The organism is Spirillospora sp. NPDC127506 (assembly GCF_040302145.1).
Classification (GTDB): domain Bacteria; phylum Actinomycetota; class Actinomycetes; order Streptosporangiales; family Streptosporangiaceae; genus Spirillospora.
Map to the genome: position 1 here is coordinate 108649 of NZ_JBEORG010000012.1, position 26819 is coordinate 135467.

Here is a 26819-nt window from a genome sequence, read left to right on the forward strand (position 1 = left end):
GGCGGCCCGCCCGCCGGTGACGAACAACACGAGCACGGCCGGAGAACGATCTTCAAGATCGGCCTCCGGCCGTGCTTCGGTTGCGCCACCATGGCGGGGGAGACCCGCGTCCCCGACGCGTCACCGCACCCCGAAGGTCCGCTCGTCCCCCGGGAGCACTCGTTCAATTGGCCAGCACAGAAACCGGCGCCGCCGTCGGCGCCAGGCCCGGCGGCCCCGCCGCGACCGGCCCCTCGATCGTCCCGCAGGGCCCAGCCCGACTCGCCCTGATCGCCGTCACGGTCGCGGTGCTCGCGCAGACGCTGCGGTTCTCCCTGCCGCAGCTCGACCACTTCGCCGACAAGGCCGGCATCGCGGTGGCCGCGGCCGGCCTGCTCGTCATCTACCTCGCCGGGCTCCTCGCCCCGCTCATCCGCCGCGCCGCCGGGCCGCGCGGGCTGCTGCTCGCCGGCGCCGGCGGGCTGTTCGCGGTCCGGCTGCTCGCGCAGGCCATCGACCCGCGCACCTGGCTGGCGTTCGCCGGCACCGCCATCGGCATGATCGCGCTCGCGGCGCTGTACGAGGGCGCCCGCGGCCTGTCCGGCGTGGGCTTCGCCACCGCGGCGGTCGCCGGCCTCGCGATCGACACCGCGGTGCGGATGTGCTTCGCCACCTGGGACCCCGTCTGGCGGGACGGGCCCGGCCCGTGGCTGGCGTGCCTGGCGTTCGTCGGCGCCGGCGCCGCCGCCCTCTACCGCGAGCTGGCGTCCGGGCCGGTCGCCGCGCCGGGCGTGTCCTGGCGGGACGCGCTGGGCGCCGCGGCGCTCGGGCCGTTCCTCGCCCTGCAGATCCTCGTGCTGTCCAGCCCCGCGTTCGTCGCGTCGTCCGGGTGGCAGTCGCTGACCGGCGCGCACGTCACGATCGTCATCGGGCAGGGGCTCGCGCTCGCGTTCCTCGCCTCCGGACTCGCCGTGCGGGCCGTGCCGGGCGGGGTCTGCGTCCTCGGCGGCACGCTCCTCGGGGTCGGCGCGGGCGCCGTCGCCGGGACGTACGCGGTCTCCGGCATCGAGGTCGTCCCCGTCGTGATCGCCGGCCAGGTGGCGGCGGCGTGGCTGCTGGCCGTGGCGGTCCGCGCGCCGCTGCGCCGCGCCGGCAGCGGCGGGCCGGTCTGGCGGATCGACGCCGGCGCCGCGCTCGGCGGCCTGCTCCTCGCCGGGATCCTGATCCCGTACCAGGTCAGCGCGGTGTCGCCGCTGCCGTTCCCGAACAACCTGCTGCCCGGCCTCGCCGGCATCCTGCTCGGCGCGCTCGCCGCGTTCGCCGCGGCCCGCGGCGGCCCGCTGCCCGCCCGCGCCCCGCTGCGCGCGCTCACCGCGGGCGCCGCCGCCCTCGTGCTGCTCGCCGGCACGCTGGTGTTCACCGTGGCCGCGCCGTCCGGCGAGGCGCAGCCCGCGGCCGCCGCCGGGGAGGTGCGGGTGCTCAGCTACAACATCCACGACGCGGTCGACCAGTCCGGGCAGCTCGACCCGGAGGGCATCGCCCGCGTCATCGAGGGCCAGCGGGCCCAGGTCGTGCTGCTCCAGGAGGCCGGGCGCGGGGCGCTGACGTCCGGCACCGCCGACGTCGGCGTGTGGCTGTCGCGGCGCCTCGGCATGAAGCTGATCTGGGGCCCGGCCGCCGACGGGCAGTTCGGCAACGCGATCCTGACGTCGCTGCCGGTGCGCAGCTCCGGGACGGGCCGCATGCCGCGCGGCGACTGGTCGCAGATCCGCGGCTACGTGTGGGCGCGGCTCGCCGTCGGCAAGACCACGATGGACGTGTGGTCGACGCACCTGGAGGGCGGCGACGACCAGGCCGCGGAGCGCTCCCGGGAGATCAGCGCGCTGCTGCGCGCCTGGGGCGGCGCGCCCCGCACGCTGATCGGCGGCGACTTCAACGCCGACGCCGGCAGCCCCGAGCTGGCCGCGATGACCGACGGCACCGACCTGCGCAGCACCGCCCTCGGCGGCGAGGCGTACCCGACCCGGCCGGACGGCGCCGTCCACGACTGGATCTTCGGGTCGGACGGCATCCTCGTCACCGACTACGAGGTGCCGAAGTCGGACGCCTCCGACCACTACCCGGTCGCGGTGACCGTCCGGATCGAGCGGTGACCGGACCGGGCGGCCGTCCGCCGCTAAGGTCGTCCCCATGAGCGCAGAGGCGGTCGTGATCGAGCGGGCGGTCCCCGGCGACGCCGGGGAGCTGCTGACCGTCCAGCGCGCCGCCTACGTCGCGGAGGCGCAGCTGTACGGCGACCCGTTCCTGCCGCCCCTGGTCGAGTCGGCCGAGCAGCTGCGCAAGGTCCTGGAGACGGACGCGGTCGTGCTGAAGGCCGTCCTCGGCGGCCGCCTCGTCGGCGCGGTCCGCGCCCAGTTCAGCGACCACACGTGCCTGGTGGGGCGGCTCGTGGTCGTCCCCGACCTGCAGGGACGCGGCATCGGGCGGCGCCTCCTCGCCGCCCTGGAGGCCGAGGTCGCCGGCCGGGTCGACGCCTGCGTGCTGTTCACCGGCCACCTCAGCGAGTCCAACCTGCGCCTGTACCGCCGCCTCGGCTACTCCGAGACGCACCGCGAACGCGTCGCCGCGCACCTCACCCTCGTGCACATGCGCAAACCCCTCGTCCCTGCCGAAACGGGGTAGCCACTAGGGTGAGCCCGTGCTGAAAGTGGGACTCACCGGCGGAATCGGGTCGGGCAAGAGCGAGGTGTCCGCGCTGCTGGGCGAGCGCGGCGCGGTGGTCATCGACGCCGACGAGATCGCCCGGGAGGTCGTCGAGCCGGGCACCCCCGGCCACGCCGCCGTCGTGGCGGAGTTCGGCGCGGACGTCCTGCTGCCGTCCGGCGCCCTCGACCGGGAGAAGCTCGGCAGGATCGTGTTCGCCGACCCCGACCGCCTCGCCGCGCTGAACGCGATCGTCCACCCCCTCGTCGGCGAGCGCATGCAGGAACTGATGGACGCGGCCCCGTCCGGCGCCGTCGTCGTCTACGACGTCCCCCTGCTGGCGGAGAACGGCCTGGCCCCCATGTACGACGAGGTCGTGGTCGTGGACGCCCCCGAGGAGACGCAGCTCGAACGGCTCACGTCCCGCCGCGGCATGTCCGAGGAGGACGCCCGCGCCCGTATGGCCAACCAGGCGTCCCGCGAGGAACGCCTGGCCGTCGCCACCCACGTGATCGACAACTCCGGCACCCTGGACGACCTGAAGGCCCAGGTGGACGACCTCTGGGAGGCCCTCACCCGCCGCGCCGCCTCCCAGGACCCCGATTCCTAGGACGGGCGTCCTAGAACGGGGCGTCGAGTGGGAGGCGGCGGACCTCCTGGAGGTAGGGGTCCAGCTCGCCCGGTTCGAAGCGGCACATGCCGATCGCGTACCAGAATTCGGCGGTGGCGTCGCCCTCGAACTTGTAGCGGCCGTCCGGCGCGAGGGCGGCCCAGCCCTCGGCGAGGCCGAGGAGGGTGGCGCGGCGCGCGGGGGCGTCGCGGTCCGCGACGTCCCAGAGGATGATGGCGCCGTCGTCGCCGGCCGTGGCGAGGAGGGTGCCGTCGGGGCTGAACTCCGCCGACCAGATCCGCCGGGTGTGGCCGGTGAGGGTGTGCAGGAGACGCCCGTCGGAGGGGTTCCAGAGCCGGACCACCATGTCGTCGCCCGCGCTGGCGAGCATCTCCCCGGACGGGTGGAACGCCGTCGTCCACAGGCGGCCGGTGTGGGCGGTGAGGGTGTGGAGCGCCTGCCCGGTGGACGGATCCCACAGTCGGACGGTGCCGTCGTTGCTCGCGCTGGCGAGGGTCTCCCCGGAGGGTGAGAACACCACCCGGTACACGCGGTCGGTGTGGCCCCGCATGGCGGCCTTGAGTTCGCCGGTGCGGGGGTGCCAGAGGCGGACGAGGCCGTCGTCGCAGCCGGTGGCGAGGAGCGCGCCGCCCGGCTGGAAGTCGATGGAGCGGACGCGGCCGCGGTGGTCGGCGAGGTTGACGGTCTCCCGGCCGGTCGTCCAGTACCAGAGGCGGACCGAGTCGTCGTCGTTGGCGGTGGCGAGGACGTCCCCGGCGGGCGCGAACGCCTGCGCCCACACGTGGTCGGTCTCGACGTTCAGCTCCCGCTCGAAGGTCCCCGTCCCGGCCTGCCACAGGTGGACGCCGCCGTCGTTCGTGGCGGTCGCGAGCTGGGAGTCGCGCGTGTTGAACGCGACGGAGGTCAGGTTGTCGGCGACGCCGCGCAGCTCGCGGATCATCCGGCCGGTGCGCGGCTCCCAGAGCCGGACGAGGCCGTCGTTGCCGCTGGAGGCGAGCATCCCGCCGTCCGGGCTGAACGCGACCCCGGTGACGCGGCGGCCGTGGCCGCGCAGGACGACGCGGCACTGCCCGGTCTCGGCGTCCCACAGCCGCGCGGTGCCGTCGTTGCTGCTGGTGGCGAGCTGCGCGCCGTCGGGGCGGAACGCGACCGGCCACACCGCGCCGCGGTGCCCGGCGAGTTCGAGCCGCTGCCGCCCGGTCCGCGGATCCCACAGCCGGACCGACCCGGCGCTGTCGGCGGTGACGAGGCGGCCGCCGTCCGGGCTGAACAGCGCCTGGTAGATGCCGCCCTCGTGGCCGGACAGGACGCTGCGCCGCGCGCCGTCCGCCCAGATGCGGACCGAGCCGTCGGTGTCGCCGGTGACGAGGAGGTCCCCGCCGGGGTGGAACGCGATCGCGTAGACGCGCCCGGTGTGGCCGAGCAGCTCCTGCTCGATCTCGCCGGTGCGGATGTCCCAGAGCCGGACGACGCCGGCCTCGTCCCCGGCGGCGAGGACGGAGCCGTCCGGGTGGAAGACGGCGCGGAACACCGCGCCCCGGTGGCCGGTCAGCTCCCGCCGCAGCGCGCCCGCGGCGAGGTCCCAGACGCGCAGCGTGCCGCCCGCGTCGCCGGTGACCATGAGGGAGCCGGCGGTGTCGAACACCGCGGTGTAGACGGGCGCGGTGTGCCCGGACAGCTCGTGCAGGAGGGCGCCGGAGGCGGTGTCCCAGACGCGGATCGCGCCGTCCGCGGCGCCCGCCGCGAGGAGGTCGCCGCCCGATGGGGCGCGGCCGCCCAGCACGACCGGCCACACGCCTTCGGGGTGGACGGCGAGGACGTGCGCCGCGTGCCCGGTGGCGAGGTCCCACACCCGGACGGTGCCGTCCGCCGAGCCGCTCGCCAGCAGGTTGCCGCCGGAGTCGAACGCGACCGCGTAGGCGCGGTCGGTGTGGCCCTGGAGCGTCCGCAGGGGAGTGCCCGTGACGGCGTCGCACACGAGGACGCCGCCGTCCTCGCTGCCCACGGCCACCACGGACCCGCCGGGGCTGTAGGCGAGCGGCTGCGGGAGGCGGCTGGTCGCGAAGTGGAACCCGTAGGGGACGCCGACCGCGGGCGGCGCGATCTGGATCTCGACGGGGCGGCCGGGCGCGATCGCGGCCTCGCGGAGTTCGGGCGCGGCGGCGATCCGGTCGGGGAGCACCGCGTCGATGAGGGCCGCGCGGGTCCAGCGGCCGCCGCCGACGGCGGCGTCGCGCAGGTCGGCGCGGGCGAGCCGCGCCCGGGACAGGTCGGCGCCGCGCAGGTCGGCCCCGGTGAGGCGCGCCTCGTCCAGCCGCGCCCCGGCCAGCGACGCGTCCCGCAGGACCGCCCCGGACAGGTTCGCGCCGACGAGCTGCGCGTCGGTGAGGTCGGCGCCGGTGAGGTCGACCTCCTGCAGATCGCGGTAGGACAGGTCCTCGCCCTGGAGGCGCGCCCCGCGCAGATCGGTGCGGGCCGGGGTGCGCAGCCGGGTCGTGACGCGGATCGCGTTGGCGCGGGAGACGTCGTCGGCGCCGGGGTCGGCGAGGACGCCGGCCGCCCAGTCCTGGCAGGCGCGCGTGTCGGCGAGGTCGCACAGGAAGTCGACGCTGAGCCGGCTCAGCGTGCGGCGGCCGAGCGCCGCCGGCGTCGCGCCGCGCGCGAACTCGTCCGCGATGTGCCGCGCGACGAGCCACTCCATCACCGACGTGTGGATGAACCCGAACAGCCCGTCGTCGGTGCGGACGAGCAGGCTCCCGGCGCCGACGGCGTGCGTCAACTGGTGCGGCGACATCCGGCCGCCGGCGAGGCCGGTGAGGGTGTCGGCGACGTCGGCCAGTTCCGCGAGGCTGAGGAACTGGTCGTCGCCCTCCCAGAGCCGCAGCGCGAGCGTGCCGACGGCCCGCCACATGTCGTCGGCCTTCAGCCCCGGCGGCCCGCCGGAGCCGCCGACCCGGTCGGCCTCGTAGGCGAGCCAGGCCGACAGGATCTCCTGGTACAGGTCGGCGGGCGACAGGGTGCGGCGGGCCCGCGCGACCGCGCGCAGCCGGTCCTCGGGCAGGTCGGCGATGAACGACAGCATCCGCGGGTTGGCGGTGAGGGCGAGCAGCTCCTCGATCCCGGCGAGCAGGGACAGGCGCGCCTCGGCGGCGTCCTCGTCCCCGTACCGGTTCACCAGGTAGGAGCGGACCTGCGGGGGCGCGAACTCCTCCAGGCCGAGGACGCGCCGGTGCGGCAGCACGCCGACCCGCTCGCCGAGGGCCGTCAGCACCTGCGCCTGCGACTTGAAGTGCTGCGTCCGGCTCGCCACCACGATCTTGGCCTTGTCCTGGGCGGCCTGCAGCAGCGTGTCGAGGTGGTCGGCGGCCTGGTCGTAGGTCATCCGGGTGACCAGCTCGTCGAACCCGTCGAACAGCAGCACGATGCGGCCCTGGCGGAGCATGTAGTGGAACGCCTTGAGGTCGATCAGCTCCTCGCCGTGGTTGGCGAGGTGCGCGGCGACCAGGCCGTCCACCGAGTGCGCCTTGTCCAGCGCCCGCAGCTCGATGAGGATCGGCACGACGTGCGGCAGCTCCTCGGGGATGCGGCGGGCCAGCTCGCGCAGCGCGAACGTCTTGCCGCGCCCGAAGTCGCCCAGCAGCAGCACGAACCGGCCGTGGTCGGCGGCCAGCAGCCGCAGCATCTCGCCGACGGCGTCCTCGCGGACGGTCCCGGCCGGCGCCGCGCCCTCGCCCGGCGCCTGGAACCGGTCGAGCTCCCGGAACCGCTGCGGGACGTACAGCGACGGGGGGTACTGCCCGTCGGCGGACAGCCGCCGCGTCTGCGCCGCCACGTACTCCGACAGGTCGAGCAGGCCCTGGAACTCGGTGAGGCTGCGCACCCGGACGCCGCGCCGCAGCGCGTCCTCGCGCAGGGACCGGGCGGGCGGCGGCCCCACGAACACCAGCTCCGACCCGTGGTCGGTGCCGTCGGCGTGGACCTGCCGGACGAACGCGTCGACGTCCGCCTCGGTGACCTGCCCGACGTGGGCGCCGATGCGGTACTGCCGGACGAACCCGTCCTCCAGGTGGGTGAGCAGCAGGTGCGGCGGGTCGGCGCGGCCGTCCTCGCGCGGGGCCGGGACGATCCGCCGGATCGTCGCCCGCTCGAACCGCGTCTCGCACGCCTCGGTGAGCCGGTCGAGCAGCCGTGCCGCCGGGTCGGGGACGGGCTCGGCGGCGCCGTCCGGGGCGGGGCCGATCTCCGGTGCGGGCGGGGCGGGCGGCGCCTCCGCGCGGGGCGCCGGGAACGTTCCCGCGGTGCCCGGCCAGGGCCGGTCGAGCCGCTCGGGGCCGCGCCGCTCGGCGTCCTCGGGGATCCAGCGCTCCAGGCCGTCCCGGCGCAGCACGACGATCTGGTGGCGCCCCGGGCCGAGCGCGGGGACGGCCGGGACGCCCCGGCCGCCGAGCAGCGGGACGGCGCCGAACTCCGACTCCGTCCCCTGGAAGAACACGTTGACGTGGCCGCCGAGCAGCATCTCCACGGTCTCCGGATCGCGCAGGGCGCCCGGCTCCCCGGCGATGGGGGTGTGCTCCACCGCGGCGAGGCGGAGCCAGCCCTCGTCCTCGAAATGGCGGAGCCGCTCGTTGAACCAGGCGGCCTGCGCGCGGCCCACCTGCCCGTAGCGGTCCTCCTCGCGGTGCGTCTGCGGCAGCGTCGAGTTGAGGCCGGCGACCACGACCCGCAGGTCCGGGACGGGGAACAGCGTCCACGGCTGCGCGCTGTCGAAGATCAGCGCGTCGATGCCCTGGTAGAACTCTCTGAACAGGCCCGCGTAGTGCCGCCATTTCGGCCAGTACGGCGGCTGCGGCTCGATGTCGTCGGCCTCGCAGCCGGCGAAGTACGCCCGGCACGCCGCGCGGGTGACGTCGTGGGTGCCCGGCACGACCACCACGCGCTGCGCCTCCAGGCCGAGCAGCGCCCGCAGGCCGGTCAGGAACGACAGCGCCTCGGCGAACTCCTTGCGGCTGCCCGAGTGGGTGATGTTGCCGGTGACGACCAGCAGGTCCGGGCGGGGCACGCCGGAGTCGGCCAGCCGCGTCACGTCGCTCCAGATGCGGTCCTGCAGCTCGGTGGCGGTGGTCGGCTCGCCCGGCTCGGCGAGCGTCCGGCCGAACCGGGGGCCCGAGACGTGCAGGACGCTGACGTGCTCGCGCGGCTCGGGCCCGGAGCCCGCCGCCGGGAACGCGGGCGCGGCCACGGGCGCCCGGCGCGCCGGCCGCTCCCCGACCGGCCCCTGCGGCCCGTCAGGCGCTTCCAGACGCCCCGGCAGGACGCCGCCGCCGTCCGGTGCGGAGGCCGGTGCGGAGGGGCCGCCGCCGGGGAACACGGGGCCGTCCAGGGGCCGCGCGTGGCCGGCGAGGGCCTCCCGGATGCGCCGCATCAGCAGCCCGCGCGCCTCGTCCGGGTCGTCGATCCCCACGAGGTCCACGTAGGTGATCGTGGACAGCAGCCCGTCGATGGGGCAGTCCTCGATCCGGACCGTGACGAGCTTGCGGGCCGGGTCGTCGGGGTCGGCCCGCAGCGCCGCCATCCACTCCAGCCGCCCGTACCGGGAGCGCAGGTAGTTGCGCGACAGGACCGCCACCACGGCCTTGGCCTCCGACAGGCCCCGGTCCATGAAGTCGATGAAGTTGGTCCCCGGCACGAAGTCCCACGCCTGCATCATCGTCCGGTGCCCGGCGGCCTCCAGCTGCCACGCGATCCAGGACGCCCACCGCTCGTCGGCGGGGGAGTAGCTGATGAAGAAGTCGGTGGGGCGCTCCTGTGCTGTGCGGCCGGGGGGTGTCATGCCGCCAGTATCGCGCGGCGGGCCGCGCGGAACAGGGTCCCGGGGACGTTTTTCGATCTTGGCGGGCGGGCGGGTCGTGAGATCATGGCGGCCGTGCCGCCCCCGATGCAGACCCTGCGCCGCACCGCCCGCTCCCTGGGCGTACTCGACCGGATCCGGATCGGGGTCCTCGCGGCCGGGCTCGTGTTCGTCGCCACCGGCCTGCTCCCGGCCGGCACGGCGCGGGCCAGTATCGGCCGGATCGCGCCGCTGCTGCTGTTCCTGTTCAGCGTGATCGTCCTGGCGGAGCTGACCAAGGAGGCCGGGGTCTTCGACGCGATCGCGCAGCGGATGGCGCGCGCCGGGCGGGGGAGCTACGCGGCGCTGTTCCTGCTGTGCGTGGCGTTCGCGTCGCTCACCACGGTCTTCCTGAACCTCGACACGACCGCGGTGCTGCTGACCCCCGTCATGCTGGCGCTGGCGGCGCGCGCGGGGATCGCGACGCTGCCGCTGGCCATGACGACGGTGTGGCTGGCCAACACCGCGAGCCTCCTGCTGCCGGTGTCGAACCTGACCAACCTGCTCGCCGCCGACCGGGTGGCCCTGGAGACCCGTGCCTTCGCGGCCCGCATGTGGCTGCCGCAGCTGGCGGTCCTGGCCGTCACGATGGCGCTGCTGTGGGCGTTCTACTGGCGCCGCCGCATGCGCGGGGAGGACGCCTACGACCCGCCCGACCCGGTGCCCGTCCGCGACCGCGTGCTGTTCTCCGCGACGGGGGGCGCGTGCCTGCTGTTCATCGGCGCGATCCTCGCCGGCGTGCACACCGGCGTGCAGCTCGGCGTCGCCGCGACCGCCGCCGCCGCCGTGGCCGTCGCCGCCTTCGCGGTGCGCGACCGGTCGGCGCTGCGCCCCGCGCTCGTCCCCTGGCAGCTCATGGTGTTCGTCACCGGGCTGTTCCTCGTCGTCCCCACGCTCGAACGGTGGGGGCTGGACGACGCGATGCGGGCCCTCGTCGGCCACGACGGCGACGCCGCCGGGGCCTTCCGGGCGGCGTTCTCCGGCGCGGGCCTGTCGAACGTGCTCAACAACCTCCCCGCGTACGTGGCGGGGGAGTCGGCCGTACCGGCGTCGAACAAGGAGCAGCTCCTCTCCCTGCTCATCGGGACGAACGTGGGGCCGGTCATCACCCCGTGGGGTTCGCTCGCCACGCTGCTGTGGTTCGAGTGGTGCCGGCGGTGGGACGTGCGCGTACCGATCCGCAAGTTCGTCCTCACGGGGGCCGTCCTGGCGGTCCTGGGCTGCGCCGCCTCGGTTGGCGCGCTCCTGCTGACCGGCCGGGCGGGCTAGATCGGGCGCGTCGGCCGGGCGGGCTGGAGACCGGGCGCGTCGGCCGGGTGGGCTAGAGGACGACGCGGAAGCTGCCGTCCGGCATGGCTATCGAGGCCGTGGTCTCCAGGAGGCGGTCGAGGAGGTCCGGGCGCGCCGCCACGAACCCGAGCTCGGACGCCGGGCGGTCGATGCAGAGCTCGTAGGGGCCGCCGTCCAGGCGGCGGAACTCGGCGCCCGCCTCGGCGGCCAGCAGCGCCCCGGCGGGCAGGTCGACGATCTCGGGCAGGTAGCCGACGATGCCGTCGATGTCCCCGCGCGCGAGCATCGCCCAGCAGACCAGCGGCGCCCACAGCTGGAGCATGCGCGCGGACCGCTTCTCCAGGGCCGTGCGCATGGTGAACGCCACAAGATCGTTCGGCTCGACCTGGTGGCCCTGCGTCCATGCCAGGACCGGATGCTCCTCCCGGCCCGGACGCGGGCGGTCGGGCAGCGTCAGGAGCGACTCGTCCGGCCCCAGCGCGCCCTTACCGCGGATCGCCGACCACGTGCGGCCGGACACCGGGTCGTGGACGACGCCCAAGACCGGTTCGGCGCGCGCGCACAGCGCCAGGCCCACCGCGTACACGGGCATCCCGATCGCCACGTTGTTGGTGCCGTCCAGCGGGTCGACGAGCCACACCATCTCCTCGCCCGGCGCGCCGTCGAGGACGCCGGACTCCTCCGCGATGATGCGGTGCCCGGGATACGCGGCCCGCAACCGGGCGAGGATCACCTCCTCGGCGGCCGTGTCCAGCGCCGTCACCACGTCCGGGCCCGCGCCCTTCGGGCGGATCTCCAGCGGCTCGCCCGCGCGGGCGCTCAGCAGGGCGCCCGCCGCCTCGGCGGCGTCCACCGCCACGGCGCGGGCCTCGGAGAGATCGACCGGGACGGCCGCTGACGGGGTCGGGGGTCTCATCGGGCCTCCTGCGGGTCCGGGCGGCGGCCTACCGGCGCGCCGAGCAGTGGGCGGCGGCGATCCTGGCCGCGGACCGGCGCAGGGCGCGCTCGGTCCCGGCTTGATCGGAACGGGACCGGCGCACGCGGTGCGTGGGCGTGCCGAGCGGGCCGAGCGACAGGTCGCCGCCGCCCGGCGTCTGCCGGCCGAGGGCGACCGTGGCCGCGTCCCGGCCGCCCTCGATGAGGGTGCTGTGGAACACCCCGGCGGGCAGGGTGTACGACTCGCCCGTCCGGTGCGCGGCGGAGCGGCGCGGGGCGCAGTCGACGGCGCGCCCCGTCGCCCTCAGCTCGTCCACGTCGCCGTGGCTGATGACCTCGAAGACCTGCTGCGACGCCGTACCGGCAGCCTCCGCCACGTCCATCCGCACGTTCCGCACCGTCCCGTACAGGACGAAGCTCAGCAGGTCCCAGCTGTGGCAGTGCACCGGCGAGGTGGTGGTCGGCGCGGGCCGCACCTCCGGCGTCCAGATGTGCAGGCACACGCCGAGATCGCCGGTGCGCTCCACCGGGAGGCACAGGAAGCCCAGCGGGTGCCGCACCGCCGGGACGTGCGGCGCGCCCGCCGCGATGCCGCCCAGGATCTCGCCGAGGACGCGCCCCGCCCACGCCGGCAGCGTCCGCTCGGCGGTCCCGGCGCGGATCTCCTCCCGGATCTCGGCGTACCTCACTCGTAGGGGTCCTTCGCTCGCAGCGCCTTGCGGATGATCTCGATGACGTCCCGGTCGGTGTAGCCGGACGCCAGCTCGATGCCGATCACCTCGAAGAGCTTGCGGACCTGCTCGACCGTCGGCTCCTCGTCCAGCGGCGCCAGCCTCGCCCGCTCGACCGGGACGCGGCGCGCCTGGTCGAGGCTGGTCTGCAGCTCCGCGCTCACCCAGCTGTAGTAGAACTTGTTGCTGTCGACGACCAGGGCCTCGCCGCGCGGGTCGTCCCGGGTGACCACCACCCGCGACGACGCGAGGTCGTACCGCAGCGTCGTCATGGTCTGCGCCAGGCCGATGTCGATGTCGAGCATCGCGAACCGCTGCTTGTGCCAGCACGCCGCGAGGATCGTCGCGTACGCCTCCTTGCGGGTGCGCTCCAGCGTCCACGGCTCGCCCGTCGCGTCCGGGCCGTCCGACACCGAGCGGCGGTGCCGGGCGTACGCCTCGCACACCTCCACGTTGGAGGGGTCGAGGATCTCCACCCGGAACAGCAGCGTGCGCCGCTCCCTGCGGGCCGCCGCCACGCACTCGGGCAGCGTGCGGGCGCGGATGTAGGTGCCCGTCCCGCCCTTGAAGAACCACCGGTCGGTGTCGCGGCGCGCCTCCTCCAGGACGTGCGCGACCTGCGCGCCGCCGATGACGCGGACCACCGTCGACTCGTCCAGCGCGCGCTTGGTGCCGGCCAGGACGTCCTCGAAGCTCTCGACGCGGGTCAGCTTGGCGCTCAGCTCGCCCAGCGTGGCCGACGACGACCGCAGCGTGTCGCGGACCTCCGCCTCGACCGGGATGCGCCGCCCCCGGTCCCGCAGCACCGACGTCGCCAGGAGGCCGATCACCGCGAGGATGCCGCTGTTGGTGATCTCGTCCTCGTTCGGCAGGTTCACCCCGAGGCCGAGCACGGCGACGACGATCGCCAGCACCAGCGCGATCACCGCGTCGGCGTTCTTCCCGAGCCAGTTCGTGAAGCGGGTCATGTTCGGCTGGCACCCCGTCCTAGTCGCGCCGTCATCGTAACCACAGTGCAACGAATGCGGAAAAGCCCGGCCGGTAAGGGCTTCGGTCACTTGCGCGATCGACGGTCGGCCTGATCGCCATAGACTCTTCGCATGCGCGTACGGGGCCGCTGGGCGGGGGCGTGGGCGGGGGCGTGGCCGACCCGCCGCTCACGCGCGCTCGACGTCTTCCTCGCCGTCTCCCTGGCCGCCGGCGACGCCGTGTTCCTGTGGTTCTCCGACCAGAGGTTCTGGCTGCCGCCCTGGGTCGTCTCGGCGTGCAGCGTCGTCCTCGGGCTCGCGCTGGTCGTGCGGCGCGTCCATCCCGTCGGCCTCGCCCTCTTCCTGCTCGTGTTCGGGACGGTCACCGGGGCGGGCGTCTTCGCCACGCTGGTCATCCTGTACTCGCTCGCCGCGTACGCCCCGTCCCGCCGGACGGTGCTGACGATCGCCGCCGTCACCTACGCCGCCGGGCTGGCGTTCCCGTCCCCGACGGCGGCGACGGAGACCTTCGCCGCGCAGGCGATCTTCGGCATCGCGTTCGTCGCCGTCCCCGTCCTGCTGGGCCTTTACATGGGTGCGCGCAAGCAACTCCTTGCATCGCTCCAGGAGCGCACGGCCAGGCTCGAACGCGAACAGCACCTCCTCGCGGAGCGCGCGCGGGGAGAGGAACGCACCCGTATCGCGCGGGAGATGCACGACGTGGTCGCCAACCGGATCAGCGTCATGGTCGTGCACGCGGGCGCGCTCAAGGCGATCGCCGGCCGCGACCCCGTCCGGGCCGCCGAGACCGCCGGCGTCATCGGGGACATGGGCCGCCAGGCGCTGGAGGAGCTGCGGCACGTCATCGGAGTCCTGCGCCAGGGCGAGCAGGCGCTGCCCCAGGAGGCGGTCACGCTCGCCCACGTCCGCGAGCTCGTCGGCCAGTCCGGCGCCGCCGGCCTCCGCGTCGACATGTCGGTCAGCGGCGAGGAGCGCCCGATGCCCTACGCCGTGGGGCGGACGCTCTACCGCCTCGTCCAGGAGGCCCTCACCAACGTCCACAAGCACGCCGGGTCCGCCGACACCCGGGTGTCCCTCGGCCTGCTGCCCGAGGCGATCGAGGTGTCGGTCGTCAACGACCCGCCCACCGCCCGGCCCGAGCACCGGCTGCCGAGCGGCGGGAACGGCCTGGTCGGGCTGCGCGAGCGCGTCCACGCGCTCGGCGGCAGCTTCGAGGCGGGGCCCTGCGAGGGCGGCTACGCCGTCCGGGCCCGGCTGCCGCTGCCCGCCTCCTGACCGGCGGGGACGGGCCGCGCACCGGCGCCGGCCGGGAATGTCGCAGGCCCTGCATACAGTTGTCGGAGCAGGTAGTACGCCGGGACAGGGGAGTGCCGATGCGTCCAGTCACCGACCTGCGGCGCCGCGTCGCGCCGTTCGAGGTCGTCACCGAGATGAAGCCGTCCGGCGACCAGCCGCAGGCGATCGCCGAGCTGGCCGACCGCATCCGGCGCGGCGACAAGGACGCGGTGCTGCTCGGCGCCACCGGCACCGGGAAGACCGCCACGATCGCGTGGCTGGTGGAGAAGCTGCAGCGGCCCGTCCTGGTCATGCAGCCGAACAAGACGCTCGCCGCGCAGTTCGCCAACGAGCTGCGCGAGATGCTGCCGAACAACGCCGTCGAGTACTTCGTGTCGTACTACGACTACTACCAGCCCGAGGCGTACATCCCGCAGACCGACACCTACATCGAGAAGGACTCCTCGATCAACGATGAGGTCGACCGGCTGCGGCACTCGGCGACCAACTCGCTGCTCACCCGCCGCGACACCGTCGTCGTCGCGTCGGTGTCGTGCATCTACGGCCTCGGCACGCCGCAGGAGTACGTCGACCGGATGGTGCGGCTGCACGTCGGCCAGGAGATCGACCGCGACGACCTGCTCCGGCAGCTCGTCGGCATGCAGTACACCCGCAACGACCTCGCGTTCACCCGCGGCACGTTCCGGGTCCGCGGCGACACCATCGAGATCATCCCGCAGTACGAGGAGCTCGCCGTCCGCATCGAGATGTTCGGCGACGAGATCGAGAAGCTCGCCACCCTGCATCCCCTCACCGGCGAGCTGATCACCGAGGACGACGAGCTGTACGTGTTCCCCGCCTCGCACTACGTCGCCGGGCCCGAGCGGATGGAGCGGGCGATCCGCGACATCGAGGCCGAGCTGGAGGAGACCCTCGCCGCAATGGAGCGGCAGGGCAAGATGCTGGAGGCGCAGCGGCTGCGCATGCGCACCACCTACGACATCGAGATGATGCGGCAGGTCGGCACCTGCTCCGGCATCGAGAACTACTCCCGGCACATCGACGGCCGCGGCCCCGGCTCGGCCCCCAACACCCTCCTCGACTACTTCCCGGAGGACTTCCTCCTCGTCATCGACGAGTCGCACCAGACCGTCCCGCAGATCGGCGCAATGTACGAGGGCGACGCGTCCCGCAAGCGGATGCTGGTCGAGCACGGGTTCCGGCTGCCGTCCGCGATGGACAACCGCCCGCTGAAGTGGGAGGAGTTCCTCGACCGCATCGGCCAGACCGTCTACCTGTCCGCGACGCCCGGCCCCTACGAGCTGAACCGCGTCAAGGGCGACGTCGTGGAGCAGGTCATCCGCCCGACCGGGCTCATCGACCCCGAGATCGTCGTCAAGCCCACCAAGGGCCAGATCGACGACCTCATCCACGAGATCCGCGAGCGCACCGAGCGCGACGAGCGCGTCCTCGTCACCACCCTCACCAAGAAGATGGCCGAGGACCTCACCGACTACCTCCTCGAACTCGGCATCCGGGTCCGCTACCTGCACAGCGAGGTCGACACCCTCCGCCGCATCGAGCTGCTCCGGGAGCTGCGCACCGGCGAGTTCGACGTCCTCGTGGGCATCAACCTGCTCCGCGAGGGCCTCGACCTGCCCGAGGTCTCCCTGGTCGCGATCCTCGACGCCGACAAGGAGGGCTTCCTGCGGTCCGAGACGTCCCTCATCCAGACGATCGGCCGCGCGGCCCGCAACGTGTCCGGCCAGGTCCACATGTACGCCGACACGGTCACCCCGTCGATGGAGCGGGCGATCGACGAGACCAACCGGCGCCGCGCCAAGCAGCAGGCCTACAACGCCGAGCACGGCATCGAGCCGACGGCGCTGCGCAAGCGGATCGCCGACATCCTCGACTCCCTCGCCCGCGAGGACGCCGACACCGAGACCCTCATCGGCGGCGCCGGCCGCCAGCAGTCCCGCGGCAAGGCCCCCGTCCCCGGCCTGGCGTCCAAGGCCCGGGAGGTCGGCCGCCACGCCGCCGACCTGGTCGGCGACCGGCCCCGCGAGGAGCTGGAGGCGCTGATCGAGCAGATGACCGAGCAGATGCACCAGGCCGCCGCCGACCTGCAGTTCGAGCTCGCCGCCCGCCTCCGCGACGAGATCAAGGAGCTCAAGCGCGAACTCCGCGACATGAAGGAGGCCGGCGTCAAGTGAGCCGGCCCCCGGGCGGCGGGGTGAAGCCGAGCACGACGCGGTCTTCGACGGGGCGGTAGCCGAGGCGCCGGTAGATGCCGTTGCTCGTCGGGTTGGCGAGGTCGGTGAACAGCACGACGTGCTCGGCGCCCGCGTCCAGCGCGCCCTGGGTGACGGCGGCGGTGACCGCCGCGCCGTAGCCGCGGCGCCGGTGCTCCGGCGGCGTGTACACCGGCGCCACCCTGGCCATGCCCGCGACGACCTCGGTGCGTCCCGCCATCGCCACCGGCCTGGCGCCGATCTCCCAGAAGACCACCCCGCCCGCCGCGATCCTGCCGTCGACCAGCCCCGGGTTCGCGCGCCTGGGCTCCCCGGCGTCCGCGTAGAACGCGGTGAACCACTCCATCGCCAGGCCGCGGTCGGCGCCGCCCGCCACCCGCGCGGTGCCCTCGGGCGGCGGAGCGGGGGCGTCCAGGCGGCCGAGCCGGTAGAGCCGCTGCCGCATCGCGACCGTGCTCGCCGCCCCCGTCCTCTTCGTCCACGCGTCCGCGAACGCCGCGGCGGCCTCCGGCGCCCCGTTGATCCCGGACACCGCCGCGCCCCGCCCGGCCAGCGTCTCCGCCAGTTCCGCGGCCGCCGCCTCCGGCATCGCGCTCAGCATCGGCGGGTGCGCGCCGGTCCACAGGCACGCGCCCGCGACCCGCCCGCCCTCCGTCCACCAGCCGAGCAGCGCCTCCCCGAAGAGGCCCGGGCCCTGGACGCGCATGGACTCGGTCACGGTCAGCGGCACGGTGTTCGCGACGGGATCGGCCCGCAGGAAGCCGCCCGCCCGCGCGAGGAACCCGTCGAGATCGTCGGTGAGTGTCCAGGCCATACCCGAGCATGCCCCCGCCGCCGCGGCGCCCGCATCCGGTTTTCCCCCGGAAATTCGCCGGACGGGCGGGACCATGGCGGCGTCCCGCCTGCCCGCCTTCGCCGGAGTCAGGCGCGGCGGGGGGTGACGAGGCCGGACTCGTAGGCGAAGACGACCAGCTGGGCGCGGTCGCGGGCGCCCAGCTTGGTCATCGCGCGGCTGACGTGGGTCTTGGCGGTGGTCGGGCTGATCACCATGTGCGCGGCGATCTCGTCGTTGGACAGGCCGCGGGCCACCAGCGCGGTGACCTCGCGTTCGCGGTTGGTCAGCACGTCGAGGGCGCCGGGCGCGGGCTCGGGGCGGCGGGCGACGTACTCGCCGATCAGCCGCCGGGTGATCGCGGGGGACAGCAGGGCGTCGCCGCGGGCCGCGACGCGGACGCCCTGCACCAGGTCGGCGGGCTCGGTGTCCTTGACCATGAACCCGCAGGCGCCGGCGCGCAGGGCGTTGAAGACGTACTCGTCCAGGCCGTAGTTGGTGAGGATCACGACGTGGACGCCCGCCAGCCGCTCGTCGGCGGCGATCAGCCGGGTCGCCTCGATGCCGTCCATCACCGGCATCTGGACGTCGATGAGCGCGACGTCCGGCCGGTGCTCGACGGCGAGCGCGACGCCCTCCTCGCCGTTCGCCGCCTCGGCCACCACCTCGACGTCGTCCTCGATCTCCAGCAGGGCGCGGAAACCGCCGCGGATCAGCGCCTGGTCGTCCACGAGGAGCACGCGGATCACGCCTCGCCTCCCAGGGGGAGCTCGGCGCACACGGTGAAGCCGCCCTCGGGCCGGGGCTCGGCGCGGAGCCGCCCGCCGAGCGCCGCGACGCGCTCGCGCATCCCGAGCAGGCCGGTGCCCGGGACGGGCGGCGCGTCCGGGTCCGCCTTGCCGTCGTCGTCGACCCGCACGACCAGCCCGCCGGGGGTGTAGTCGATGCGCACCTCGGCGGACGCGCCGCCCGCGTGCCGGGAGACGTTGGTGAGGGCCTCCTGGACGATCCGGTACGCGGCCCGGTCGACCTCGGCGGGCAGGTCGCGCCGGGTGCCGGAGACCGTCACGGTGGCGGGCAGCCCGGTCGAGCGGGCGCGTTCCACGAGGTCGTGCAGGCGGTCCAGGCCGCTGGCGGCGGCCTCGTCGTCCGGCCCGCCGGGGTCGCGCAGCACCTCCAGGGTGGCGCGCAGCTCGCGCATCGCGTCGCCGCTGGCCTCCTGGACGGCCAGCAGCGCGGGCGGCACCTCCTCGCCGCGCCTGCGCGCCACGTGGACGGCGACGCCCGCCTGCACCTTGATGATCGAGATGCTGTGCGTGAGGGAGTCGTGCAGCTCGCGGGCGATGCGCAGCCGCTCCTCGCCCGCGCGGCGCCGGGCCGCCTCCTCGCGGGTGCGCTCGGCCTCCGCGGCGCGCCGCTCGACCTCCTCCAGGTACGCCTGCCGGTGCCGGGTCACCGTCGCCGCCACGCCGGCCGCCACGAACCAGCCGAGCAGCAGCGAGGTGTTCTCCAGGCCCTCCACGGGTCCGTCGGCGCCGGGCAGGTTCACCGCCAGGTCGGCGCCGAGGAAGGCCGCGGCCGCCAGCGCCGCCGCGGGCCAGCGGCCGGCCCTGGCCGCCCCGAACACCGCCACCAGGACGGGGAAGACGGCCGAGGGGCCCGGCTGCACGTGCACGGCGACCGCGAGCATGCAGGGCGTGCCGACGAGCAGCGCGGCCAGCGGCGCGCGCCGCCACGCGACGACCGCGAGCGAGCCGGCGAGGGCGAGCACGACGTCCAGCGGGCCCGAACCCGCCGTGAAGATCACGAAGAGCACCGGCAGGACGGCCACCGCGGCGGCGAGCAGACCGTCCTGGGCGAGCGGCGGCAACCGGTCGATGAACCTCATCTGGGTAGGTTAAGCGGCTTTTCCGCCGGGGTCCTCCGCCGCACGTCGCAATGGACGAGTACTCCCGGGGTTGTAGACGGGCGGAACCTGCTCCCCGGGTGCCGCGCGAAGGTGTCTTCCCCGGCAGGACGACCGCCGGCCGGTCCGGCCGTGACGATGTCCGGCATGACGATTAACGAAGCGACGACGAGGACGGCGGACGCCCGGCCGGACGCCCGGCCGGGGCTCGTCCTGGCCGCGGTGGCCGTCGTGCAGTTCATGGTTTCCTTGGACCTGTCGGTCGTGAACGTCGGGCTTCCGCAGATCGGCGCCGGCCTCGGCTTCAGCGCGGTGGGCGTGACCTGGGTGATCCACGCCTATGCGCTGACCTTCGGCGGCCTGCTCCTGCTGGGCGGCAAGGCCGCCGACCGGTACGGCCGCAGAAGGGTCCTGCTGCTGGGGCTCGGGCTGTTCGGGCTCGCCTCACTCCTCGGCGGTCTCGCGCAGGTGCCCGGCCATCTGGTCGCCGCCCGCGCCGCGCAGGGGGTGGGCGCCGCCATGCTGGCCCCCGCCGCGCTGGCGCTGCTGACCGAGGCGTTCCCCACGGGCCGCGCCCGCGTCCGGGCCTTCGGGATCTGGAGCGCGGTGAACGCCGCCGGCGGCGCCCTCGGCGTGCTGATCGGCGGCGTGCTCACCGAGTACGCGAGCTGGCGCTGGGTGATGTTCGTGAACGTGCCGATGGCCGCCGCCGCGCTGGCCATGGCGTGGCGGGGCATCAGGTCCGCTCCGGCGCCCGCCCGCGGCGGCCGCCCGGACGTGCTCGGCGCCGTCCTGGCCACGGGCGGCCTGACCCTGCTGGTGTTCGGCGTCGTCCGCACCGAGCAGAACTCGTGGACGTCGCCGGTCACCGTGGCGACGCTGGCGGCGGCCGCCGTGCTGCTGGCCGCGTTCGTCCTCGTGGAGCGGGGCACGCCCCGCGATCCGCTGGTCCGGCTCGGCCTGTTCGCCAACCGCTCGGTGACCGGCGCGAACGCCGTCAACCTCCTGGTCGGCGGGGCCATGGCCTCGTCCTTCTACTTCATGTCCCTCTACCTGCAGCGGGTGCTCGGCCACGGCGCGGCGCTGACCGGGGCCATGTTCCTGCCGTTCGCCCTCGGCGTGATCGCCGGCTCCGTCCTCGCCGTCCGGATCGGCTACCGCGCCGCCCCCAGGACCGTGCTGGCCGGCGGCGCGGCGATGACCGCGGCCGGGTTCGCCTGGTTCGGCCTGATCAGCTCGGACGGCTCGTACGCGAGCGACGTCCTCGGCCCGTCGATCGTCGCCAGCGTCGGGATCGGGCTCTGCCTCGCGCCGCTCGTCTCCACCGCCACCGCCGGCGTCGCGTCCCACGAGACCGGCGTCGCCGCCGGCCTGCTCAACAGCTCCCGCCAGATCGGCGCCTCGCTCGGCCTCGCGGCCCTCGGCACCGCCGCCCACCACCGCACCGGCGGCATCGTCACGCCCGCGACCCTCAACGACGGGTACGCGCTCGGCATGGTCCTCGGCGCGGTCCTCCTGGCCTCCGCGGTCCTCATCGCCCTGGCCGTCCTGCCCCGCACGGGCCCGCCGGCGCCGCGGCGGGAAGGGGGCCCGGAATGACCGTCACCCCGATCGACCTCTTCTCGTCCTCCGTCCACCTCCAGCGAGGCGGCACCATCCGCGCGGGAGGCGGAGCGGGCGGCGGGGACGGCTGGCGGTTGACCGCGGTCCACGCCAAGACCGGCGAGGACGTCCACGCCGACCACTGGGAGATCCATCCCGAGGCCGAGGAGGTCGTCTCCTGCCTGATCGGCAAATTCCGCCTCTACCTGCGCCCGGAGCGCCCGGGGGAGCGGGAGGAGGAGATCAGGCTGACCGCCGGAACCGCCGCCGTCGTCCCGCGCGGGCGCTGGCACCGCATCGAGCTGGACGTGCCCAGCACCGTCATGGCCGTCACCCTGCCGCGCGGCAGCCGCCGCGAGAAGCGGGAGGGAGGGGGATGAGCGGGAGCGTGACGGGGCTGCTGCGCCCCCACGCGCGCGGCTTCGCCGCCATCGTGGCCCTCCAGGTGATCGGGGCCGTCGCGGGCCTGGCGCCGCTGCTCGCCGTCGTGGAACTCGGCCGGACCCTCCTGGCGCCCGGCCCGGTCGACCACGGGCACGCCTGGACCGCCGTGGCCGCGGGCGCGGCCGGCCTGTTCCTCCGGCTGCTGTTCACGGCCGCCTCGTCCGGGCTCGGGCACCTCCTGGACGTTCGCGTGCAGCTGTCGTTCCGCCGCACGCTGGCCGAGCGGCTGGGGCTCGTCCCGCTCGGCCGGCTCTCCCGGCGCCGCACCGGCGAACTGGCCAAGGTCGTCGGGGACGACGTGAGCGCGGTGCACCCGTTCATCGCGCACACGCCCTCCGAGCTGGTGTCCGCGTTCGCGGTGCCGCTCGTGTCGCTGGTCTACCTGTTCACCGTCGACTGGCGGCTCACGCTGGTCACCCTCGTCCCGGTCGCGCTGGCGCTGGCGCTCGTCCCGCTGATGATGACCCCGGCCCGGTTGCGCGAGCAGCGGGAGTTCGACGAGGGCATGGCGCGGATCTCCGACTCCGTCGTCGAGTTCGTGCAGGGCATCGCGGTGGTGAAGGCGTTCGGCGGCGGGGAGCGCGCCCACCGCGGGTTCACCGCGGCCGTGGACGAGTTCGTCCGCTCCTTCTACCGCATGGTGCGCGGCCTGTCCCCGGTCGCCGCGGCGATGCAGGCGGTGCTGTCGCCGCCGTTCGTCCTGGCGACCGTGCTGACCGGCGGGGCGGCGATGATCGCGGGCGGCGGCATGCCCGCCGCCGACCTGCTGCCCTTCCTGCTGCTCGGGCTGGGGCTGACCGCCCCGGTGGAGGCCCTCGGCCACGGCTTCGACGACATGCAGGCCGCCCGCCGCGCGGTCGGCCGGATCCGGGACGTGCTGGCGTGGCCGCCGCTGCCCGAGCCCGCGCGCCCGGCCGCGCCCCGCGGCCACCGGGTGGAGCTGACCGGCGTCCGGTTCGGATACGACGCCGGCCGGGAGGTGCTGCGGGGCATCGACCTCGTCCTCGAACCGGGCACGTTCACCGCCGTCGTCGGGCCGTCCGGGAGCGGGAAGTCCACGCTGGTCCAGCTGCTGCCGCGGTTCTTCGACCCGGCCGCCGGATCGGTCCGCCTCGGCGGCGCCGACCTGCGGGAGATCGCCGCCCGCGACCTCTACCGCGCGGTCTCCTTCGTCTTCCAGGACGTCCGCCTGCTGCGCGCGTCGGTCGCCGACAACATCGCGCTCGCGGTCCCGCACGCCGGGCGCGGCGACATCGTCCGCGCCGCGCGGGCGGCGAACGTCCACGACCGCGTCCTGGAACTGCCGCGCGGATACGAGACGGTCATCGGCGACGAGGTGCGGCTGTCGGGCGGCGAGGCGCAGCGGATCGCCCTCGCCCGCGCGCTGCTCGCCGACGCGCCCGTCCTGGTGCTGGACGAGGCGACCGCCTTCGCCGACCCGCTGACCGAGCGGGCGGTGCGCCGCGCCCTGGCGGAGCTGAAGGGCGACCGGACGGTCCTGGTCATCGCCCACCGCCTGGAGACGATCGCCGGCGCCGACACCGTCGTCGTCCTGGAGAACGGCGCGATCACCGAACGCGGCGCACCCGCCGAGCTGCTCGCGCGCGGCGGGAGGTTCGCCGCGCTCTGGCGCACCCACCGCGCGGCGGCGCACGGGATCGGCGCCGCCGACGGGATCGGCGCCGACGACACCGCACTGCGAGGAGCCGGCCTCCGATGATCAGAATGCTGCTGCGCGTGCTGGGACCGGAGTACGCGCCTCCCGTGCGGCGCACCGCGGCCCTGATGGCGGTGACCGCGGCCGCCGAGGGGCTGTCCTGCGCGCTGCTCGTCCCCGTGCTCCGGGAGCTGTTCGGGGACGCGCCGCGGGACGCGTGGCCGTGGCTGGCCGCGTTCGGCGCCGCGGTCGCCGGGTGCGCGGTGCTGCGCTACGCCGCCGACCTGGCCGGCTTCCGCGCCGGGACGACGCTGCTGCACGGCATGTACCACCGGCTCGGCGGCCATCTGGCCCGGCTGCCCGTCGGCTGGTACGGCGGGGGCCGCGTCGGCGAGCTGTCCGTCCTGGCGGGCGGCGGCGTCCTGCGGGCGATGAGCGTGATCGCGCACATGCTCGGTCCGTTCGTCTCCGCCTGCGTGACGCCTCTCTCGATCGTCGCCGTGATGCTCGCGTTCGACTGGCGCATGGGCCTCGCCGCGCTGGCCGCCGTACCGGTCGTCGCGTTGGTGCACGTCTGGGCGGGCCGCTCGACGGCCGCCGCGGACGCCGAGCACCACGAGCGCGCCGACGAGGCGGCGGGGCGCGTCATCGAGTACCTCCAGGCCCAGCCGGTGCTGCGGGCGGGGGGCCGCACCGCCGAGCGCTTCCGGCTGCTCGACGACTCGCTGGACGGGCTGCGCCGCGCGTCCCGCCGCTCCGCGCTGTCGGCGCTGCCCGGGGCGCTCGGCCTGAACCTCGCCGTGCAGGCGGCGTTCACCGCGATGCTGGTGCTGGGCGCCTATCTCGCGCTGGGCGGGCGCATCGGCGCGGCGGAGGTCCTGGCGATGCTGGTGCTCGCCGCCCGCTGCGCCGATCCGCTGCTGTCGCTGTCGTCCATCGGCGGCCGGATGCGCGCCGCCCGCTCCGACCTGGCGCGGCTCGACGCGGTGCTGCGCACCGAGCCGCTGCCCGAGCCCCGCGAGCCGGTCCGGCCGGTGCGGCGCGACCTGGAGTTCGAGTCGGTCACGTTCCGGCACGGCGGCCGCACGGTGATCAGGGACCTGTCGCTGTCCGTGCGCGAGGGGGAGCGCCTCGCCATCGTGGGGCCGTCCGGCGCGGGCAAGAGCACGCTGCTGCATTTGCTGGCGAGGTTCCACGACGTGGACGCGGGCGCGGTGCGCGTGGGAGGCGTGGACGTGCGCGCGATCGGCACCGAGGCGCTCATGGCGCAGATCGCCGTCGTCTTCCAGGACGTCTACCTCTTCGACGGCACGATCGAGGAGAACGTGCGCCTGGGCCGCCCGGACGCCGGCGGCGCCGAGGTGCGGGCGGCGGCGGCCGCGGCGCGCCTGGACGAGGTGATCGAGCGGCTCCCCGGCGGGTGGGCGGCGCGCGTCGGCGAGGGCGGCGCGCTGCTGTCGGGCGGTGAGCGCCAGCGCGTCTCGATCGCGCGGGCGCTGCTGAAGGACGCGCCGATCGTGCTGCTGGACGAGGTGACCTCCGCGCTCGACCCGGTGAGCGAGGCGGCCGTCCACGAGGGCGTCGAGCGCCTGATGGCCGGGCGGACGGTGGTGATGGTCGCGCACCGCCCGCGGGCCGTCCGGCGCGCCGACCGCGTCGCCCTCCTGGACGGCGGCCGGATCGTGGAGGAGGGCGGCCACGCCGAGCTGCTCCGCCGCGGCGGCCGCTACGCCAAGTTCTGGAGCGCCGCGGAACCGCCCGGCCCGCCGGCCGGCGGATAAGGGGAGGCCGCCGCCCGGGGCCGCGGCCTACGATCGCGGGATGGAGTACGACGTACGGCCGGCGCGCCCGGCGGACCTGCCGGGCCTGGCGGACATCGAGAACTCGGGCGATGCGATGTTCGCGGAGATCGGGATCGTCTTCCCGCCCGGCCCGACCGTGGTCGAGCAGGTGATCGGCAAGGGCGCCGACATCGTGGTGGCCGGCGACCCGCCGGTGGGGTTCGCGGCGGTCGAGGAGGTCGACGGGGCCGCGCACCTGGAGCAGATCTCGGTGCGCGGCGACCTGACGGGCCGCGGGATCGGCGTCCGGCTGCTGGACGAGGTCATGGCGCGCGCGGCGGCGGCCGGCGCGCCCGGCGTCAGCCTCCTGACGTTCCGGGACGTCCCGTGGAACGGCCCCTGGTACGCCCGGCACGGGTTCGCCGGCCTGCCCGAGGAGCGGTGGGGGCCGGGCATCAGGTCCTACTGGGACGCCGAGATCGAGGCCGGGCTGCACGAGCTCGGGCCGCGCGTCGTCATGTGGGCGCCGCTCGCCTAGCGGCCCCGCCGTCGCCGGAGCAGGCGGGTGGCCCGTGTACCCGAGCGGCACGCCCGGCCCCGGCGAGGATCCCGTCGGCGAGCCGGACCAGGCGATCGGGCCGACGAGCGGCACCGGAATGTGGGCGTTCAGACCGGCCGCGAGGCCGGCCAGTACCGCGAGCATGCGTCCTTCCCGCTGACTCATCGTCGGTCCTCTGAACGCGGGGCCCCGCGGCCGCGCTCCAGATCAAGATCTACAATGTAAAGACGGGAACCCGGGACGGTTCACGGACGTCTGGCCGATGGACGCGGAAGGAGGACGATGACCAGCCCGGTGACGTGGATACGCGACCGTCTCGGCGAGCGGAACGCCGCGATCGTCCTCCTCGTGGCGCTGCTGGCGCTGGCCGTCGTCCCGCTGGTGGCGCTGCCGGCTGTGCGCTGCGAGGTCTTCGGCGCCGGATGCCGGGCGCCCGCGCCGGAGAAGCGCGCCGACCCCGTCGCCGCCCACCGGGCGCCCACGCCCCTGGAAGCGGCCACCCGCGGCGCCTACGTCGCGCTGGGGGACTCCTACTCGGCGGGTGTCGGCGCGGAGGCGACCGCGGCCGACCACAACCCGCTCGACCGCTGCCACCGCACGTCCAAGGCGTACTACCACGAGGTCGCCCGGACGTTCCGCTTCGCGAAGGGCTCCTCGTTCTGGGCCTGCTCCGGCGCCACCACCCGCGACGTCCTGAAGGGGCGCGGCGGGGAACCGCCGCAGATCGGCCGCATCGGGCGCGACACCAGCCTGATCACCATCAGCATCGGCGGCAACGACGTCGGCTTCTCCAAGGTGCTCGCGGGATGCGTCGTCAAGTTCCCGTGGAGCAAGGGCTGCACGAGGCAGGGCACGGAGATCGCCGAGAAGATGTCCGACCTGCGGCAGAACCTCTCGGGGCTGCTCGCCGAGATCACCGCGAGGGCGCCCTACGCGCGGGTGATCGTGATGGGTTATCCGAAGGCGTTCTCCGAAGTCAGCGGCGTCGACGGGGACAACATCACGGTGTCGGACCAGCGCTGGCTGAACGCCCGCGCCTACGACCTGGGGCGGCTGATCCGCCAGACCGCCGCCGAGGCCGACGCGCGCAAGGTCGCGACGCACGCTCCCGGCAGCGTGGAGTTCGTCGACGCCTACAGCGCGTTCGCCGGGCACGAGGTCGGCAGCCGGGACGCGTACATGAACGGCCTGGCGGTGAAGCTGCCGGCGCTCGAGGCCGAGCCGCGCAGCTACCACCCGACGATCGCCGGCCAGCACGCCCTGGCCCGGCTGTTCATCGACCAGATCCAGAGGGGCCCGGGCCGCCCGCTGTCCTAGCGGCCTGCGCGGCGAAGCCGTCCCCGGCGTCGTCCGCCGGGATCT

The 26819-nt window shown here is 75.0% G+C and carries 19 protein-coding genes; 12 read left to right on the plus strand and 7 right to left on the minus strand.

Features of this window, described 5'->3' with window-relative positions; translation table 11 throughout:
* Window positions 1–167 precede the first annotated feature (167 nt).
* The 3 genes from ABTW95_RS14575 to coaE are packed head-to-tail and all read left to right on the plus strand — an operon-like array spanning window position 168 to window position 3292.
* A complete protein-coding gene (locus tag ABTW95_RS14575) occupies window positions 168–2132 on the plus strand; it encodes an endonuclease/exonuclease/phosphatase family protein (protein WP_500226495.1) in 1965 nt (654 codons plus the stop codon).
* A 37-nt stretch (window positions 2133–2169) separates the two neighbouring features.
* Complete coding sequence (locus ABTW95_RS14580) at window positions 2170–2661, plus strand: GNAT family N-acetyltransferase (protein ID WP_500226496.1); 492 nt, start codon at window positions 2170–2172, stop codon at window positions 2659–2661.
* A gap of 16 nt (window positions 2662–2677) precedes the next feature.
* The gene (gene coaE / locus ABTW95_RS14585; RefSeq protein ID WP_500226497.1) at window positions 2678–3292 is read left to right on the plus strand and encodes a dephospho-CoA kinase; all 615 of its coding nucleotides are present in this window, start codon (window positions 2678–2680) and stop codon (window positions 3290–3292) included.
* 10 nt (window positions 3293–3302) lie between these two features.
* On the opposite strand, the gene ABTW95_RS14590 is transcribed toward coaE, so the two are convergent.
* Window positions 3303–9143, minus strand: a complete 5841-nt coding sequence (locus tag ABTW95_RS14590) for a WD40 domain-containing protein (protein WP_500226498.1) — start codon at window positions 9141–9143, stop codon at window positions 3303–3305.
* A 93-nt stretch (window positions 9144–9236) separates the two neighbouring features.
* Here ABTW95_RS14590 and ABTW95_RS14595 point away from each other — a divergent pair, with 93 nt between their 5' ends.
* The gene (locus ABTW95_RS14595) at window positions 9237–10469 is read left to right on the plus strand and encodes an ArsB/NhaD family transporter (protein ID WP_500226499.1); all 1233 of its coding nucleotides are present in this window, start codon (window positions 9237–9239) and stop codon (window positions 10467–10469) included.
* Window positions 10470–10521: 52 nt separating this feature from the next.
* Here the strand turns inward: ABTW95_RS14595 and ABTW95_RS14600 are convergent, their stop codons facing one another.
* The 3 genes from ABTW95_RS14600 to ABTW95_RS14610 are packed head-to-tail and all read right to left on the minus strand — an operon-like array spanning window position 10522 to window position 13125.
* Window positions 10522–11406, minus strand: coding sequence for an inositol monophosphatase family protein (locus ABTW95_RS14600; protein ID WP_396445739.1), 885 nt, complete (start codon window positions 11404–11406; stop codon window positions 10522–10524).
* Window positions 11407–11434: 28 nt separating this feature from the next.
* Window positions 11435–12115 carry a hypothetical protein gene (locus ABTW95_RS14605; protein ID WP_500226500.1) on the minus strand — a complete coding sequence of 227 codons (681 nt, stop codon included), beginning with the start codon at window positions 12113–12115 and terminating at the stop codon, window positions 11435–11437.
* Window positions 12112–13125, minus strand: coding sequence for a hypothetical protein (locus ABTW95_RS14610; protein WP_500226501.1), 1014 nt, complete (start codon window positions 13123–13125; stop codon window positions 12112–12114). The genes ABTW95_RS14605 and ABTW95_RS14610 overlap by 4 nt, the downstream gene beginning before the upstream one ends.
* Window positions 13126–13257: 132 nt before the next feature.
* Here ABTW95_RS14610 and ABTW95_RS14615 point away from each other — a divergent pair, with 132 nt between their 5' ends.
* Both ABTW95_RS14615 and uvrB read left to right on the plus strand, forming a co-directional pair.
* The gene (locus ABTW95_RS14615; RefSeq protein WP_500226502.1) at window positions 13258–14421 is read left to right on the plus strand and encodes a sensor histidine kinase; all 1164 of its coding nucleotides are present in this window, start codon (window positions 13258–13260) and stop codon (window positions 14419–14421) included.
* 98 nt (window positions 14422–14519) lie between these two features.
* A complete protein-coding gene (gene uvrB, locus ABTW95_RS14620) occupies window positions 14520–16637 on the plus strand; it encodes an excinuclease ABC subunit UvrB (RefSeq protein WP_396445743.1) in 2118 nt (705 codons plus the stop codon).
* On the opposite strand, the gene ABTW95_RS14625 is transcribed toward uvrB, so the two are convergent.
* The 3 genes from ABTW95_RS14625 to ABTW95_RS14635 all read right to left on the minus strand — a co-directional run bounded on the left by ABTW95_RS14625 (window position 16630) and on the right by ABTW95_RS14635 (window position 19396).
* Window positions 16630–17490 carry a GNAT family N-acetyltransferase gene (locus ABTW95_RS14625; RefSeq protein WP_500226503.1) on the minus strand — a complete coding sequence of 287 codons (861 nt, stop codon included), beginning with the start codon at window positions 17488–17490 and terminating at the stop codon, window positions 16630–16632. The genes uvrB and ABTW95_RS14625 overlap by 8 nt on opposite strands.
* A 107-nt stretch (window positions 17491–17597) precedes the next feature.
* Window positions 17598–18257: a response regulator gene (locus ABTW95_RS14630; RefSeq protein ID WP_500226504.1), complete on the minus strand. Its 660-nt coding sequence runs from the start codon at window positions 18255–18257 to the stop codon at window positions 17598–17600.
* On the minus strand, window positions 18254–19396 hold the full coding sequence (locus ABTW95_RS14635; protein WP_500226505.1) for a sensor histidine kinase: 1143 nt from the start codon (window positions 19394–19396) through the stop codon (window positions 18254–18256). The genes ABTW95_RS14630 and ABTW95_RS14635 overlap by 4 nt, the downstream gene beginning before the upstream one ends.
* A 165-nt stretch (window positions 19397–19561) precedes the next feature.
* Between ABTW95_RS14635 and ABTW95_RS14640 the strand changes: the two genes are divergently transcribed.
* The 6 genes from ABTW95_RS14640 to ABTW95_RS14665 all read left to right on the plus strand — a co-directional run bounded on the left by ABTW95_RS14640 (window position 19562) and on the right by ABTW95_RS14665 (window position 26774).
* Window positions 19562–21013 (plus strand): MFS transporter, encoded by a 1452-nt coding sequence (locus ABTW95_RS14640; RefSeq protein WP_500226506.1) that lies wholly within the window; start codon window positions 19562–19564, stop codon window positions 21011–21013.
* Window positions 21010–21396, plus strand: a complete 387-nt coding sequence (locus ABTW95_RS14645) for a cupin (RefSeq protein ID WP_396445748.1) — start codon at window positions 21010–21012, stop codon at window positions 21394–21396. Before ABTW95_RS14640 ends, ABTW95_RS14645 begins: the two co-directional genes overlap by 4 nt.
* Window positions 21393–23180, plus strand: coding sequence for an ABC transporter ATP-binding protein (locus ABTW95_RS14650; protein ID WP_500226507.1), 1788 nt, complete (start codon window positions 21393–21395; stop codon window positions 23178–23180). The genes ABTW95_RS14645 and ABTW95_RS14650 overlap by 4 nt, the downstream gene beginning before the upstream one ends.
* Complete coding sequence (locus tag ABTW95_RS14655) at window positions 23177–24898, plus strand: ABC transporter ATP-binding protein (protein WP_500226508.1); 1722 nt, start codon at window positions 23177–23179, stop codon at window positions 24896–24898. The genes ABTW95_RS14650 and ABTW95_RS14655 overlap by 4 nt, the downstream gene beginning before the upstream one ends.
* Before the next feature lie 40 nt (window positions 24899–24938).
* Window positions 24939–25436 carry a GNAT family N-acetyltransferase gene (locus ABTW95_RS14660; RefSeq protein ID WP_396445751.1) on the plus strand — a complete coding sequence of 166 codons (498 nt, stop codon included), beginning with the start codon at window positions 24939–24941 and terminating at the stop codon, window positions 25434–25436.
* Window positions 25437–25739: 303 nt separating this feature from the next.
* Window positions 25740–26774 (plus strand): SGNH/GDSL hydrolase family protein, encoded by a 1035-nt coding sequence (locus ABTW95_RS14665; RefSeq protein WP_396445752.1) that lies wholly within the window; start codon window positions 25740–25742, stop codon window positions 26772–26774.
* The last annotated feature ends 45 nt before the right edge of the window (window positions 26775–26819 follow it).

Bases quoted from the DNA above. Each gene is read 5' to 3' on its own strand.
- ABTW95_RS14580 (WP_500226496.1), top strand. From the start codon at position 2,170: ATGAGCGCAGAGGCGGTCGTGATCGAGCGGGCGGTCCCCGGCGACGCC.
- ABTW95_RS14590 (WP_500226498.1), bottom strand. From the start codon at position 9,143: ATGACACCCCCCGGCCGCACAGCACAGGAGCGCCCCACCGACTTCTTC.
- ABTW95_RS14600 (WP_396445739.1), bottom strand. From the start codon at position 11,406: ATGAGACCCCCGACCCCGTCAGCGGCCGTCCCGGTCGATCTCTCCGAG.
- ABTW95_RS14610 (WP_500226501.1), bottom strand. From the start codon at position 13,125: ATGACCCGCTTCACGAACTGGCTCGGGAAGAACGCCGACGCGGTGATC.
- ABTW95_RS14615 (WP_500226502.1), top strand. From the start codon at position 13,258: ATGCGCGTACGGGGCCGCTGGGCGGGGGCGTGGGCGGGGGCGTGGCCG.
- uvrB (WP_396445743.1), top strand. From the start codon at position 14,520: ATGCGTCCAGTCACCGACCTGCGGCGCCGCGTCGCGCCGTTCGAGGTC.
- ABTW95_RS14625 (WP_500226503.1), bottom strand. From the start codon at position 17,490: ATGGCCTGGACACTCACCGACGATCTCGACGGGTTCCTCGCGCGGGCG.
- ABTW95_RS14635 (WP_500226505.1), bottom strand. From the start codon at position 19,396: ATGAGGTTCATCGACCGGTTGCCGCCGCTCGCCCAGGACGGTCTGCTC.
- ABTW95_RS14640 (WP_500226506.1), top strand. From the start codon at position 19,562: ATGACGATTAACGAAGCGACGACGAGGACGGCGGACGCCCGGCCGGAC.
- ABTW95_RS14645 (WP_396445748.1), top strand. From the start codon at position 21,010: ATGACCGTCACCCCGATCGACCTCTTCTCGTCCTCCGTCCACCTCCAG.
- ABTW95_RS14650 (WP_500226507.1), top strand. From the start codon at position 21,393: ATGAGCGGGAGCGTGACGGGGCTGCTGCGCCCCCACGCGCGCGGCTTC.
- ABTW95_RS14655 (WP_500226508.1), top strand. From the start codon at position 23,177: ATGATCAGAATGCTGCTGCGCGTGCTGGGACCGGAGTACGCGCCTCCC.
- ABTW95_RS14660 (WP_396445751.1), top strand. From the start codon at position 24,939: ATGGAGTACGACGTACGGCCGGCGCGCCCGGCGGACCTGCCGGGCCTG.
- ABTW95_RS14665 (WP_396445752.1), top strand. From the start codon at position 25,740: ATGACCAGCCCGGTGACGTGGATACGCGACCGTCTCGGCGAGCGGAAC.